Origin of the sequence: Streptomyces sp. RPA4-2, assembly GCF_012273515.2 — a bacterium.
Lineage (GTDB): Bacteria > Actinomycetota > Actinomycetes > Streptomycetales > Streptomycetaceae > Streptomyces > Streptomyces kaempferi.
In genome coordinates this window covers 6,511,181-6,524,384 of sequence record NZ_CP050975.2, presented here as the reverse complement: position 1 = coordinate 6,524,384, position 13,204 = coordinate 6,511,181, and the positions used below count along the sequence as shown (strand labels likewise).

The window sequence follows — 13,204 nt, the reverse complement described above, 5'->3', positions numbered from 1 at the left end:
GGCGGGGCGGAGGACGTGGCCGACGCGCCCGACGGCGCCGGCCACCGCCCGTCCCCGCCGGGACCCGGTTCAGCGGATGGGCCGGCGCACGTTCTCCCGCTGGGCGGGACCGGGCGTCGCGTCGGCGATCCACGGTCCGTCGCCGGACGGGTCGACGACCCCCTCCTCCAGCCAGGTGTAGGTGCCCGACATCACGCCCTTGACGACCCTGCGGTCGAGCTCGTCGGTGTTGGTCCACAGCCGCCCGAAGAGTTCGTCGACTCGGATGCGGGACTGCCTGCAGAAGGCGTCTGCGAGCTGGTACGCCTCACGGCCGTGCTCCCCTTCGCTGCGCAGGAGTTCGGCCCGCACGCAGGCGGCGCTCATCGCGAAGAGTTCGGCGCCGATGTCGACGATCCGGCCGAGGAAGCCCTGCTTGGTCTCCATCCGTCCCTGCCAGCGCGACATGGCGTAGAAGGTGGAGCGGGCCAGCTTGCGGGAACTGCGTTCGACGTAGCGCAGATGCGGCGAGAGATCGACGCCGTGCTGGAACTCGCCGTACGAGCGCGGGAGCTGACCGGGGCCCGCGACCAGCTTCGGGAGCCACTTGGCGTAGAAGACGCCGGCGTTGGCGCCCGCCCTCGCCTTGTCCGAGAGGGACTTGTCGGGGTCGATGAGGTCACCGGCCACCGAGAGGTGGGCGTCCACGGCCTCGCGGGCGATCAGCAGGTGCATGATCTCCGTCGAGCCCTCGAAGATGCGGTTGATGCGCAGGTCCCGCAGGATCTGCTCGGCCGGGACCGCCCGTTCACCGCGGGCCTTGAGGGACGCGGCGGTCTCGAAGCCGCGGCCGCCGCGGATCTGGACCAGTTCGTCGGCCATCAGACAGGCCATCTCGGAGCCGTACAGCTTGGCGAGGGCGGCCTCGATACGGATGTCGTTGCGGTCCTCGTCGGCCATCTGCGAGGACAGGTCGACGACCGCCTCCAGGGCGAACGTCGTCGCCGCGATGAAGGAGATCTTCGCTCCGACCGCCTCGTGGAAGGCGACCGGCTTGCCCCACTGCTCGCGCGCGGCGGACCACTCGCGGGCGATCTTGAGACACCACTTCCCCGCTCCGACGCACATGGCGGGGAGCGAGAGCCGGCCCGTGTTGAGCGTGGTCAGCGCGATCTTCAGACCCGCGCCCTCCGGGCCGATCCGGTTCGCGGCGGGGACGCGTACCTGGTGGAAGCGGGTGACACCGTTCTCCAGACCGCGCAGGCCCATGAAGGCGTTGCGGTGTTCGACGGTGATGCCGTCGGAACCGGCCTCCACCACGAACGCCGTGATGCCGCCCTTGTGGCCCTCGGACTTCGGCACCCGCGCCATGACGACGAGCAGATCGGCGACGACACCGTTGGTCGTCCAGAGCTTCACGCCGTCGAGGACGTAGTCGTCGCCGTCCGGCACGGCGGACGTGGCCAGCCGCGCCGGGTCGGAGCCGACGTCCGGCTCGGTGAGCAGGAAGGCCGAGATGTCGGTACGGGCGCAGCGGGGCAGGAAGGTGTCCTTCTGCTCCTTGGTGCCGAAGATCTTCAGCGGCTGTGGCACGCCGATCGACTGGTGCGCGGAGAGCAGGGCGCCGATCGCCGGGCTCGCGGAGCCGACCAGGGCGAGTGCCTTGTTGTAGTACACCTGGGTGAGGCCGAGGCCGCCGTACTTGGTGTCGATCTTCATGCCGAGGGCGCCGAGCTCCTTGAGCCCGTCGACGACCTCGTCGGGGATCCGCGCCTCGCGCTCGATACGGGCGGAGTCGATCTTCGTCTCGCAGAAGTCGCGCAGTTTGGCGAGGAACTCCTCGCCGCGCTGGACCGCCTCGTCGGGCGGCAGGGGGTGCGGGTGGATCAGGTCGAGCCGGAAGCGCCCGAGGAACAGTTCCTTGGCGAAGCTGGGCTTGCGCCAGTCCTGTTCCCGCGCCGCCTCGGCGACCTGACGGGCCTCACGTTCGGTGACTGTGGGCCGGTGGGGTGTTGCGGACAAGAAGCTCACCTCGCCGCGAATAGGGATCACTGGGGGTCTTCGTTACTGACCGGTGCTACTCGATCGTATGTACCTGATTGCGGGCGACCCCACCAGTCCTCGCGCAGCGTTCGGACCGTCCCCCGACCGTCCGGGGAGCGGCCGGCGTCCGCCACTTACGCGGCTTTCCATCCGGTGTCGCCTGACATGTTCCACATTGCGCCATCCCGACCGGCGCCGCCGTGCCGGGTGTCGCATCACTGGACCGTTCGCGTGACACTCCTCCACGGTCACCGTCTCCCCGGAAGGGCACGACAGCGGGAGGTACGGGCACCCCAATACGCGTCCGGCGAGGAGCAGTGTCGAAGCGCTTCAACACTGCTCGGCGTCTCTGGACACACTGTCCCCACCGGGCTAGTGTCGAGCAGCCCTCACCCGCTCCTACCCGCGGGCGATGCGCCCACTGTCGAAGCGCTTCACGAAGCTTGGAGAGCCGGATGGTCACCCTCGCCGAGGTCGCCCAGCACGCCGGGGTCTCGGCGAGCACGGTGAGCTATGTCCTCAGCGGCAAGCGGTCCATCTCCGCGGAGACCCGGCAGCGGGTCGAGCTGAGCATCCGGGAACTCGGCTACCACCCGAACGCGGGCGCCCGGGCCCTGGCGAGCAGCCGGTCCAACATCATCGCGCTGATGGTTCCGCTCCGCACCGACATGTACGTACCCGTGATGATGGAGATCGCCATCGCGGTGGCGACCCACGCCCGCACCTTCGGGTACGACGTGCTGCTGCTCACCGGCGAGGAGGGGCCCGACGCCGTGCGCCGGGTCACCGGCAGCGGGCTCGCCGACGCGATGATCCTGATGGACGTCGAACTCGACGACGAGCGGCTGCCGTTGCTGCGCCGGACGGACCAGCCGTCCGTGCTGATCGGGCTGCCCGCCGACACCTCGGGACTGACCTGCGTCGATCTCGACTTCGGGGCGACGGGCGCGCTGTGCGCCGAGCATCTGGCGGTGCTGGGCCACCGGGACATCGCCGTCATCGGCGAGGCACCCGCCGTCTACGAACGGCACACGGGCTTCGCCGAGCGCACGCTCGACGGACTCCGTTCCCGCGCCCGCGAGTTGGGCCTGCGGGTGCTGCACCGTCCCTGCGAGGGCGGCTTCGACGCGATGTCCCTGACGCTGGCCCGGGTCTTCGACGAGCGCCCCGGCACCACGGGCTTCGTCGTACAGAACGAGTCCGCGGTCGAGCCGCTGCTCGCCCTGCTGCGCCGGCAGCGCCGGGCCGTCCCCGAGGACGTGTCGGTGATCGCGATCTGCCCGGACCAGGTCGCCACGCAGGCCTCGGTGCGGCTGACGTCGGTCGCCATCCCCGCCCAGGAGATGGGCCGGCAGGCCGTCGAGATGGTGATCGCCAAGCTGGAGGGGCGCGGCAGCGTCGAAGTCGCGCTCATCGCACCCGAGTTGACGATCCGCGCGAGCACGGGCCCGGCCCCGGCGTCCGCCTGACGCTCCGCCCCCCGCCCGGTCCCTGTCAGCTCCCCGTGGGTATCCCCGCGGGACGGGCCCCCGGCTGACCGCGGTGGAGCAGCCGCGCGACACGTGACGTTTCCGTTGCCCGGAACTGTGGCCTCCACCACAGCGGGGCCGATCCCGCCCTGCTGAAGTCGGCGGATGGTTCCTCTGCTCCTGTTGTTGCTTCCCGGCGGGCTGGTCGCCTGCGTCGCCCTCGCCGGGTACGGCTTCGGCAGGCTCGGGCGCCCGGGTGCGGAGCGCGCCGACGGCGGAGGGCGGCTGCGCGGGCCGGCCGCCCTCGTGGGGGCCGCCGCGGTCGCCGTGTATGTGTGGGGCCTGCTCCATGTCGCCGGAGCGGTCCTGGCGGCGGAGGACGGCGGCACCGACTCGGCGCCGATCCGGCCGTGCCGTACGCCCGGCTGGCAGGAGTGGGCGCGGGACCCCGGCATCACCGGTTACACGGTGAGCTATCTGCCCGTGCGGTTCGTCTGCGAGACGGGGGACGGCGCCCGGTACGCCACCGGCCACGTCCCCAGGTACGTCAACCCGGCCTTCTTCTGCCTCGCGGTGGCCGCGGTGGCGCTGGCCGGCACCGCCGCCCTCGACACGGAGCGCCGGGCCAGGAGGAGGCCGGCCGTGTGACGCGCGGCGCCCGACCGTCCCATGCTTCTCGGCCTTCTCGGCCTTCTCGGCCTTCTCAGTCCCCTCGGCCGCCTCAGTCGCCTCAGCCTTCGCGCCAGCCGAGTTTGACGAGCAGGTTCTTCGCCTCTTCCGCGACCTCCGCCTGGGCGACCACGTCGTAGCGGGAGGCGACGATCTGGCTGCGGGACGCGAAGTCGCGGCGGCCTCCGGTGAACGCGTGACCGGCGAAGCCGAAGAGCGCACCGAAGATCGCGCCGTAGAACAGGCCGCTGATCATCAGCACCAGGACGTGATGGTTGCCCGCGGCGAACAGCGACAGGAGCAGGCCGACGAGCAGCCCGAACCAGGCACCCGAGCCCGCGCCGGCCAGGGCGGCCCGGCCCCGGGTGAGCCGGCCGAGGACCGTCTCCACCATCCGCAGGTCCGAGCCGATGATCGCGGTGTGCTCCACCGGGAACTTGCTGTCGGAGAGGAAGTCGACCGCACGCTGCGCGCCCTCGTAGGTCGGATACGAGCCGACCACCGGCCGGTCGAGCGGCGCCGTGGGCGATTGCTGGATCATCACAGGGCTCCCTTTCTCACCGTCCCCGTCGAACAGCCTGCGGCGAGGCCGTCGCCCCCGCAAGGCGGAGCGGGCCGGCCGGGAAGCCGGACCGATGTCACTCCCCGAGGCTGATATCGCTGCCCGTGGAGCGATGTTCGTCATACCGGTGATCGTGTTCGCCTCCTGGGGCTGGAAGGCCCCTGCGACCGCGTTCACGTGCGCGGTGGTCGCGGGCGGTGCGCGGGAGGCCGCCGGGGTGACCGCCGGCTCCGCCCGTGCGGTGACCGCGTAGGTTCACCCCGTCGAGGCGGAGCCGCGTCTCGACGCGCCCGTGCCCGGCGAGCGAGGCGACGGGCGATCATCGCCTCGAACACGACCAGGCACGCCCCTCATTGTCATACCCCCGCCGTACGGTGTGGCTATGTCGTACTCCCCCGGGCCTGACGGCCAGGTGCCGCACGCCCTTGACCAGGTCAACGACCGTATCCGCCACCTGATGACCGAGCCGGCGAGCTCCGCGCGCGCCGAGGAGTACCAGGAGCTGCTCTCGCTGTGGTCGGCCCTCTCCCGCGACGACGTGGCAAAGGCGGCCTGACCAGGATCCGAACCGGGCGCCTGTGAGCCGGCCCCCCAGACACGCCGACGGCCGGAGCCCCCGCACAGTGGGCTCCGGCCGTCGGCGATCGTTCAGGCAGCGCTCAGAGCGCGAGGCCCGTCAGCACGAGGACGCGCTCGTAGGTGTAGTCGTCCATCGCGAACTTCACGCCCTCGCGCCCGACACCGGACTGCTTCACCCCGCCGTACGGCATCTGGTCGGCGCGGTAGGACGGCACGTCGCCGACCACGACACCGCCGACCTCCAGCGCCCGGTGCGCGCGGAACGCACTCTGCAGGTCATGGGTGAACACACCCGCCTGCAGGCCGTACTTGGAGTCGTTGACGGCGGCGAAGGCGGCTGCCTCGCCATCCACCTTCCGCACGGTGAGGACCGGTCCGAAGACCTCCTCGCAGGAGACGGTGACGTCGTCCGGCACGTCGGCGAGGACCGTCGGCGCGTAGGAGGCACCGTCGCGCTTGCCGCCGGTGAGCAACGCGGCACCCGCCCGGACCGCCTCGTCGACCCACGACTCGACACGCTTGGCCGCGTCCTCGCTGACCAGCGGGCCGACGTCGGTCTTGTCGTCCGACGGGTCACCGGTCACCTGGACCTCGACGGCGGCGACGATGCGCGGCAGCAGCCGGTCGTACACGGACGCGTCCGCGATCACCCGCTGCACCGAGATGCAGGACTGGCCGCCCTGGTAGTTCGAGAAGGTGGCGATCCGGGTCGCGGCCCAGTCCAGGTCCTCGTCGCTCGCCCAGTCGGCGAGCACGACGGCCGCGCCGTTGCCGCCCAGTTCCAGGGTGCAGTGCTTGCGGGGCACCGAGTCCATGATCGCGTAACCGACCTTCTCGGAACCGGTGAACGAGATCACGGGCAGGCGCTCGTCCTGGACGAGGGCGGGCATGCGGTCGTTGGAGACCGGCAGGATGCTCCACGAACCGGCGGGCAGGTCCGTCTCGGCGAGCAGGTCACCGATGATCAGGCCCGACAGCGGCGTCGCGGGAGCCGGCTTCAGGATGATCGGCGCGCCGGCCGCGATGGCCGGGGCGATCTTGTGGGCGCACAGGTTGAGGGGGAAGTTGAACGGCGCGATGCCGAGGACGACGCCCTTCGGGAAGCGGCGGGTCAGGGCGAGGCGGCCCTGGCCACCGAGGTCGGTGTCCAGGCGCTGGGCCTCGCCGCCGTTGAACCTGCGGGCTTCCTCCGCGGCGAAACGGAACACGGAGACCGCGCGGCCGACCTCGCCGCGGGCCCACTTGATCGGCTTGCCGTTCTCGGCGGAGATGAGCCGCGCGATCTCCTCGGTGCGCTCGACGAGGCGGCGGCTCACGTGGTCGAGGGCGGCGGCGCGGACGTGGGCGGGGGTGGCGGCGAACTCGTCGCGTACGGCGTACGCGGCGGCGACGGCCTCCTCGACCTGGGCCTCGGTCGGGACGCTGACCTGGGCGACGAGCCGGCCGTCCCACGGCGAGGTCACGTCGAAGGCGGTCTCGCCGGTGGCCTGGCGGCCGGCGAGCCAGAAGGCGGTGGTGGAAGTCATGTCGAGTTCCGGGCCCTTCCGAGGTTGAGGAGTCCTTGGCTTTCGTGGTCCACGGTAGGGCCGGGGTGGCGGAGGGGTGTTTGTCCGAGGCGTAGCAGTCACCCGGCGGGGTACGCCGCTTTGTCCCGGTCGCCGAGGGGTGTCTCGCCCCCGCCGCCCCTACCCGACCCATCCGTTCCTGGGGGCTCCGCCCCCAGACCCCCAGGGACGCTGCGCACCCTGGGACCCCCGCATCGCCCGAAGGGCTCGTCCTCAAACGCCGGACGGGCTGGATATGCGCGCCCGCGCTGGAAGGTTCCGGCCGAGGCCAGGTCTTTTCAGCCCGTCCGGCGTTTGAGGACAAGGCCCTTAAGGCCGATACGGGGGTCTGGGGGCGGAGCCCCCAGGGATGGGGGCGGCGGGGGCGAAACCCCCTATTCCGCGGCGGCAGCCGTCGTCTTCAGGGCCAGCCAGAGTTCCATCCGCACATCCGGATCGTCGAGGGACCTCCCGAGGATCTCCTCGACCCTCCGCATCCGGTACCGCAGCGTATGCCGGTGCACACCGAGATCCGCGGCCGCCGCGTCCCACTGCCCGTGCCGGGACAGCCAGGCCCGCAGTGAGGCCACCAGATCGCCCCGCCCGGTCGCGTCGTGCTCGTACAGCGGTCGCAGCAAGCCGTCGGCGAACGCCCGTACCGCGTCGTCCGCGAGGAGCGGCAGCACCGACCCCGCGGCCAGTTCCTCGTGCTCGACCAGGGAACGGCCCCGGCGCCGGGCGACGGACAGCGCCTGTTCGGCCTGCTTGTAGGCCCCTGCCGCGGCGATCGGCCCGGCCGGGGCGGACAGGCCGACGACCAGCTCGTCCTCCTCGGCCGCCGGCTGTTCCCGGGCCCCGGTCCGCGCGGCGTCCAGGGCGAGGGCGTACTCCCCGCACGCGGCCACCGCCGCGCCTCCGTCCACGGCGAGCACGACCAGCCGCTCGCCGTCGGGCACGACGAGCACGGACTCGCCGGAGCGGGCGGCGGCCGACTCCACGATCTCGGCGAGCCCGCCGAGCGGGTCGCCGTTCGTGTCCGGTACCGCGACCTGGGCCTTGGACGGCTTCGCCGCGGCGACCTTGGCGTGCCCGTCGGCGTGCGCCCGGGCCGCCGAGGCGGACGCCGACTCGGCGAGGATGAGCCGGAACGGCGCGTCGAGCAGTTCCCCGTACAGGTCCCCCGCCACGGTCCGGGCGTGCTCCGGCTGGCCGGCGAGCAGCATGCGCAGCACCGCCGCGCCGATCCGCTGCTCGGCCGCGTGCAGGGGCCGTGACCGCTCGGTGGTCAGGGTCAGCAGCGCGATCGCCGAGTGCACGGCGTACCGCTCGGCGGTGCCGAGGGCGGCGGCCGTGCCGACGGCGAGCGCGGCGCGGGGCCTGCGTCCGGTCCCGAGGGAGTGCAGTTCGACGCGGTCCTCGCCGCCCACCACCGAACTCGCGGGCGCGGGCCGTTCGCGCAGTCGCTCGACGTCCGGGGTGAGCCGCCCGGCCCGCCGTCCGGCCCACTCGGGCGCGGCGGCGACGACGGCGCCCGAGGCGTCGTACAGCGCGGCCCAGCCGTCCACCTGTCCGGCGAGCGCGGCGAGCAGTCCCTGGGGGCCGTCGCTCAGCGCCTGCTTGGTCAGCTCGCGCTGGGCGGCGAAGCCGGCGGTCACGGCCCGGTACTGGTCCGCGGCGATCGCGGCCGACACGGCCTTGCTGATCGCCAGGAACGGTGTGCGCCGGGGTACCTCCAGCAGCGGGAGCCCTTCCCCCTCGGCCGCGTCGACGAGTGCCTTCGGGGTCTCCTCGTAGTTGACGCCGACGGCGAAGCCCAGACCGACGACCCCCGCTCCGGCGAGCCGCTTCACGTACCGCCGCATGGCGTCCGGGTCCTCCGCGTCCAGCGTGAGCGCGGTGATGAGCAGCAGCTCCCCGCCCTCCATGTACGGCACGGGGTCGGCGAGCTCGCTGACATGCGCCCAGCGGACGGGCACGTCCAGGCGGTCCTCGCCCGCACGCACCGTGAGCTTGAGCGCGGAGTGGTGGACGAGCGAGGCGAGCGTGGGGGGCATGGGACCTTCAGGTCTTCACAGGATCTTCGACGGCCACGGGAGGTGTGATCTTTTGGATCTTTTGGCCGCAACGTATGAACGACCTATGTCGATTCTGCCTCACCGTACGGTCGGCCGGTGACCTGACGTCCGGACGTCCCGGTCAGCCGCGCAGATCCACCAGCAGGGGCGGCGCGTGTTCACCGCGCACGGTGGTGAGCGACAGCACCGCGTGCCCCGGCGGTACCCCGTGCGCCAGCTCGGACGCGGACCACCGCTCCCGTTCGACCTGCCGGACGGTCACCGCCCGCGCGGTCGGGGCGTGCCCGGTGATCACGCGCCGCAGCATGTGCACGGCCTTTCCCGCCGGGGTCTCCGCGATGATCTGCCGGTCGGTGACGTCCCGCGCCTCGATCCATTCCTTGCCCCACACCTCGGCGAAGTCCTGGCCGTCCCACGGGGTGAGTCCGGACAGCGCCATCCGGCATCCGATGGAGCCGAGCAGGGGGCCGCGCAGCGGGCGCGGTACGTCGTCGAGCGTGCGCAGCGTCAGCACGGCCCCGGCGTTGCCCGACCGCAGCCGCTGGATGCCCCGTACGGCCTCGGGTGTGACCAGTCCCGTCGCGTCGTCCAGTACGAGACAGGCGAAGAGCGAGCGGTCCTCGCGTACCGCGACGCTCGCCGTGAACTGCGCGAGCACGAGCCGCGCGAGGATCCGCGAGGCGTCGGCGTGTCCGCGCGCGGGCAGGTCGACGCGTACTCGCACCGGGTGGTCGAGTGCCCGCAGGGAGAAGGGCCGCGACTGTCCCGAGGTGTCGAAGAACCCGGCGAACGCGGGCCTGTCGAGCAGTGCGACACGGTCCGCGAGCACGCTTCCGACGTCGCCGGGGTGTCCCATCTGGCGTTCCCGGGCGTCGAGTTCCCGCAGCAGTGACTCCTGTCCGCCGTCCTGCAGTGCCTTGCGCAGCGCGCCGAGCGGTCCGGGCGTCCCGTCGAGGAGCTGCCGCAGCTCGGGCACGGAGGGGAAGCGCCCGTGGACGGCGCGATAGGGGCCGAGCAGCTGGGCGAGCACGGTGGTCGAGCGGCGGCTGTCGCCCCCGGGGTGCGGGTCGGCGAGGTCCCCGGCCAGCGCCTCGGCGAGCACCGCGGCGGCTTCGTCGGGGTCGGTGGTCCCGCCGTACAGGTCGAGGTCGTACACGGACTCGGGGTTCCCGATCCGGACGACGACGTCGTACGCGTCGACGGGGCCGAGCCCGGCGCCCGCGGCGCCCACCACCACGACGGCGGCGCGCCCGGCTAGGGCGTGCAGGCACAGCGACTCGGCGAGCGGCCAGACGACCGCGCCGGTCTTGCCGGACCCGGCGGGGCCGACGGCGAGCATTGAGGTGCCCAGCAGATCGGGGCCGAGGGCCAGTCCGGTGTCGCGGTAGGCGTAGGGGTTGCGCGGGTCGTCGGCGGTCGCGCCGAGCCGTACCTGTCCGGTCACCAGGTCGTGGCGGGCCAGTCGGCCGGGCAGGTCGCGCTCGCCGGAGGGGTGCAGGCAGGCGGCGGCGCCGTCCTTGAGCACGGCGGCGGTGAACGTGGCGAGGCTGTGGCGTCCGCTGCGCACTCCCCTGCCAGGCGCGGGCGATCCGGGCGTGGTCGACATCGCGCATCAGCCCGCGGTAAGCCTCGGCGGCGAGCCGGTCGGCGGCGTCGGCGGCTCCGGCGGCGCGCAGGTGGTTCCACTGGGCGGGGTCTTCCTCGGGCGCGGGCGGGCGCTCGTGGACGGGGGCGGCGCGGTGCCACGCGGGCAGTCCGTAGCGCCGCCAGACCTCACCCCAGCGGCCGAGGCGGCCGACGACGATCATGATGGCGAGGGCGATCAGCGTGTAGTAGCCGTACCAGAGGAACGCGTTGCCGACCCGGTCGTCGCTGTGGCGCCATGAGTCGGGGGTGAACAGTTCGAGCGGCAGGACCCACCAGCCGCCGAGGTAGCCGTTCCACAGCAGCGACCAGACCAGCCAGCCCACCAGGAAGGCGATCACCGCGCCGCTGAGCAGTTGCCGGGCGGGGATCCGTTCCGGCTCCTGCTCGGGCCGGGGCCGGTAGCCGAACCGCCACACCCCGGGGGCGGCCTCGGGCCGCGGTGCCCGCAGCCAGGCCAGGAAGGCGGACCCGTCCGGCAGTGGCGGTACGCCCGGTGCCCGTGCCGGCCGGGGTGGCGTCGCCGCCGCGTCCGGTGGTCCCGCCGGACGCGGCACCGGCCGGGCATGCGTGCCCCGCGCGTCCTGGGTCCCGTCGCTGTCCATCGCCCTGCCCCCTGACCAGCCGCTCCCTGCTTCGTCCGCGAGTCAATCTAGTGCCCCTGCGGGGCGAGTTCACCGTTTACGGGGCTGCCCCCGCCGGGCGAGTCCACGGTTCCCGGGGCGGGGGACGCGGCGACCCGGACGGCCCGCCCCCCGGCACCGCCCGCGCATGGCGCCGCCCGCTGTGCGCGGTGCCTCTGACCACGGCGCCGCCGTCCCCCCGTCCACCTGTCCACTTGTCTCCCTGCCCCCCGTCCCCCTGTCCCCCCGTCCCCCGTCCCCTGCCCCCCTGCCCCCCTGTCCACGGTGTACAGGTCCGCACCCTGCTGCCCTCCCTCTATGTCCACCACGGACAAGCGGTCCTTCCGACAACGCCCACATGGAGCATGCCCACCCCCCAGGGCCGGCCCTAGCCTGCGAAGAAAGAAGTCAAGCGTCCGAAAACACCCGCCCGGCGCCCCGTCCGCCGGGGACCGTCCGGTTCGCAAGATCATCAGGGAGCCCCTCATGACCGCACTTCCGCAGGAGCGCCGCGTCGTCACCGCCATCCCCGGCCCGAAGTCGCAGGAGCTGCAGGCCCGCCGTACCGCCGCGGTCGCGGCCGGCGTGGGCTCGGTGCTCCCGATCTTCACCACGCGCGCCGGCGGCGGCATCATCGAGGACGTCGACGGCAACCGTCTGATCGACTTCGGCTCCGGCATCGCCGTGACGTCGGTCGGCGCGAGTGCCGAGGCCGTCGTGCGCCGGGCCTCCGCCCAGCTCCAGGACTTCACCCACACCTGTTTCATGGTCACGCCGTACGAGGGCTACGTCGCCGTCGCCGAGGCGCTGGCCGAGCTGACGCCGGGCGACCACGCCAAGAAGTCCGCGCTGTTCAACTCGGGCGCGGAGGCCGTCGAGAACGCCGTCAAGATCGCCCGCGCGTACACCAAGCGCCAGGCCGTCGTCGTCTTCGACCACGGCTACCACGGCCGGACGAACCTCACGATGGCGCTGACCGCCAAGAACATGCCGTACAAGCACGGCTTCGGACCGTTCGCGCCCGAGGTCTACCGGGTGCCGGTGGCCTACGGCTACCGCTGGCTGACCGGCCCGCAGAACGCCGGTGCCGAGGCGTCCGCGCAGGCCATCGACATGATCAACAAGCAGATCGGCGCGGACAACGTGGCCGCGATCATCATCGAGCCGGTGCTCGGCGAGGGCGGCTTCATCGAGCCCGCGAAGGGCTTCCTGCCGGCCATCAGCCAGTTCGCCAAGGACAACGGCATCGTCTTCGTCGCGGACGAGATCCAGTCCGGCTTCTGCCGCACCGGCCAGTGGTTCGCGTGCGAGGACGAGGGCATCGTCCCCGACCTGATCACCACCGCCAAGGGCATCGCGGGCGGTCTGCCGCTCGCCGCCGTGACCGGCCGCGCCGAGATCATGGACGCCGCGCACTCGGGCGGCCTGGGCGGCACCTACGGCGGCAACCCGGTGGCCTGCGCGGGCGCGCTCGGCGCGATCGAGACCATGAAGGAGCTCGACCTCAACGCCAAGGCGAAGAACATCGAGTCGGTCATGAAGGCCCGGCTGGGTGCCATGGCCGAGAAGTTCGACATCATCGGCGACGTGCGGGGCCGCGGCGCCATGATCGCCATCGAACTGGTGAAGGACCGCGCGACCAAGGAGCCGAACCCGGAGGCGACCGCCGCGCTCGCCAAGGCCTGCCACCAGGAGGGCCTGCTGGTCCTGACCTGTGGCACCTACGGCAACGTCCTCCGCTTCCTGCCCCCGCTGGTCATCGGCGAGGACCTCCTCAACGAGGGCCTCGACATCATCGAGCAGGCCTTCTCCCGCGTCTGACGTCACCGCCGCACCCGCACCGGAACCCGGCAGGCCGCCGACGGCGGATTCCGCTTCGTTCCGCGGCGGGTGCGGCCGGGGGCAGAGCGTGTGAAGAACGTGTGCGAGGTGGATGGCAGGACGCGTTTGCGACTGTCCGTGCCGCATCCCCTGCCGTAGGTTCTACCCAGATGAGAGAAACACCCCGCCCACAGGG

Annotated in this window: 9 protein-coding genes and 1 pseudogene; 5 read left to right on the top strand and 5 right to left on the bottom strand. The window is 72.5% G+C overall.

The features are described from left to right. Nucleotides 1-69: 69 nt before the first annotated feature. Entirely contained in the window at nt 70-2,001 is a 1,932-nt protein-coding gene (locus HEP85_RS28675) for an acyl-CoA dehydrogenase family protein (protein ID WP_168530476.1), read from the bottom strand. A 476-nt stretch (nt 2,002-2,477) separates the two neighbouring features. On the opposite strand from HEP85_RS28675, the gene HEP85_RS28670 reads away from it, so the two are divergent. Next, the gene (locus HEP85_RS28670; protein ID WP_168530475.1) at nt 2,478-3,491 is read left to right on the top strand and encodes a LacI family DNA-binding transcriptional regulator; all 1,014 of its coding nucleotides are present in this window, start codon (nt 2,478-2,480) and stop codon (nt 3,489-3,491) included. A 165-nt stretch (nt 3,492-3,656) separates the two neighbouring features. After that, the gene (locus tag HEP85_RS28665; protein WP_365769643.1) at nt 3,657-4,139 is read left to right on the top strand and encodes a hypothetical protein; all 483 of its coding nucleotides are present in this window, start codon (nt 3,657-3,659) and stop codon (nt 4,137-4,139) included. Between the two features lie 82 nt (nt 4,140-4,221). Here the strand turns inward: HEP85_RS28665 and HEP85_RS28660 are convergent, their stop codons facing one another. Then, on the bottom strand, nt 4,222-4,701 hold the full coding sequence (locus HEP85_RS28660; protein WP_168530474.1) for a general stress protein: 480 nt from the start codon (nt 4,699-4,701) through the stop codon (nt 4,222-4,224). A 133-nt stretch (nt 4,702-4,834) separates the two neighbouring features. On the opposite strand from HEP85_RS28660, the gene HEP85_RS28655 reads away from it, so the two are divergent. Beyond that, entirely contained in the window at nt 4,835-4,975 is a 141-nt protein-coding gene (locus HEP85_RS28655; RefSeq protein WP_168530473.1) for a hypothetical protein, read from the top strand. 129 nt (nt 4,976-5,104) lie between these two features. Beyond that, complete coding sequence (locus HEP85_RS28650; RefSeq protein WP_168530472.1) at nt 5,105-5,278, top strand: hypothetical protein; 174 nt, start codon at nt 5,105-5,107, stop codon at nt 5,276-5,278. Between the two features lie 103 nt (nt 5,279-5,381). Here the strand turns inward: HEP85_RS28650 and HEP85_RS28645 are convergent, their stop codons facing one another. From HEP85_RS28645 to HEP85_RS28635, 3 genes and pseudogenes are all read right to left on the bottom strand, one after another. Continuing rightward, complete coding sequence (locus tag HEP85_RS28645; protein WP_168530471.1) at nt 5,382-6,827, bottom strand: aldehyde dehydrogenase family protein; 1,446 nt, start codon at nt 6,825-6,827, stop codon at nt 5,382-5,384. Between the two features lie 413 nt (nt 6,828-7,240). Then, the gene (locus tag HEP85_RS28640; RefSeq protein WP_369657877.1) at nt 7,241-8,899 is read right to left on the bottom strand and encodes a PucR family transcriptional regulator; all 1,659 of its coding nucleotides are present in this window, start codon (nt 8,897-8,899) and stop codon (nt 7,241-7,243) included. Nucleotides 8,900-9,041: 142 nt separating this feature from the next. Beyond that, nucleotides 9,042-11,169: pseudogene (locus HEP85_RS28635) on the bottom strand (ATP-binding protein). A 504-nt stretch (nt 11,170-11,673) separates the two neighbouring features. Between HEP85_RS28635 and gabT the strand changes: the two are divergent. Beyond that, nucleotides 11,674-13,008 (top strand): 4-aminobutyrate--2-oxoglutarate transaminase, encoded by a 1,335-nt coding sequence (gabT, locus tag HEP85_RS28630; protein WP_168530469.1) that lies wholly within the window; start codon nt 11,674-11,676, stop codon nt 13,006-13,008. Nucleotides 13,009-13,204: the final 196 nt, after the last annotated feature.

Bases quoted from the DNA above. Each gene is read 5' to 3' on its own strand.
- HEP85_RS28670 (WP_168530475.1), top strand. From the start codon at position 2,478: ATGGTCACCCTCGCCGAGGTCGCCCAGCACGCCGGGGTCTCGGCGAGC.
- HEP85_RS28665 (WP_365769643.1), top strand. From the start codon at position 3,657: ATGGTTCCTCTGCTCCTGTTGTTGCTTCCCGGCGGGCTGGTCGCCTGC.
- HEP85_RS28660 (WP_168530474.1), bottom strand. From the start codon at position 4,701: ATGATCCAGCAATCGCCCACGGCGCCGCTCGACCGGCCGGTGGTCGGC.
- HEP85_RS28655 (WP_168530473.1), top strand. From the start codon at position 4,835: ATGTTCGTCATACCGGTGATCGTGTTCGCCTCCTGGGGCTGGAAGGCC.
- HEP85_RS28650 (WP_168530472.1), top strand. From the start codon at position 5,105: ATGTCGTACTCCCCCGGGCCTGACGGCCAGGTGCCGCACGCCCTTGAC.
- HEP85_RS28645 (WP_168530471.1), bottom strand. From the start codon at position 6,827: ATGACTTCCACCACCGCCTTCTGGCTCGCCGGCCGCCAGGCCACCGGC.
- HEP85_RS28640 (WP_369657877.1), bottom strand. From the start codon at position 8,899: ATGCCCCCCACGCTCGCCTCGCTCGTCCACCACTCCGCGCTCAAGCTC.
- gabT (WP_168530469.1), top strand. From the start codon at position 11,674: ATGACCGCACTTCCGCAGGAGCGCCGCGTCGTCACCGCCATCCCCGGC.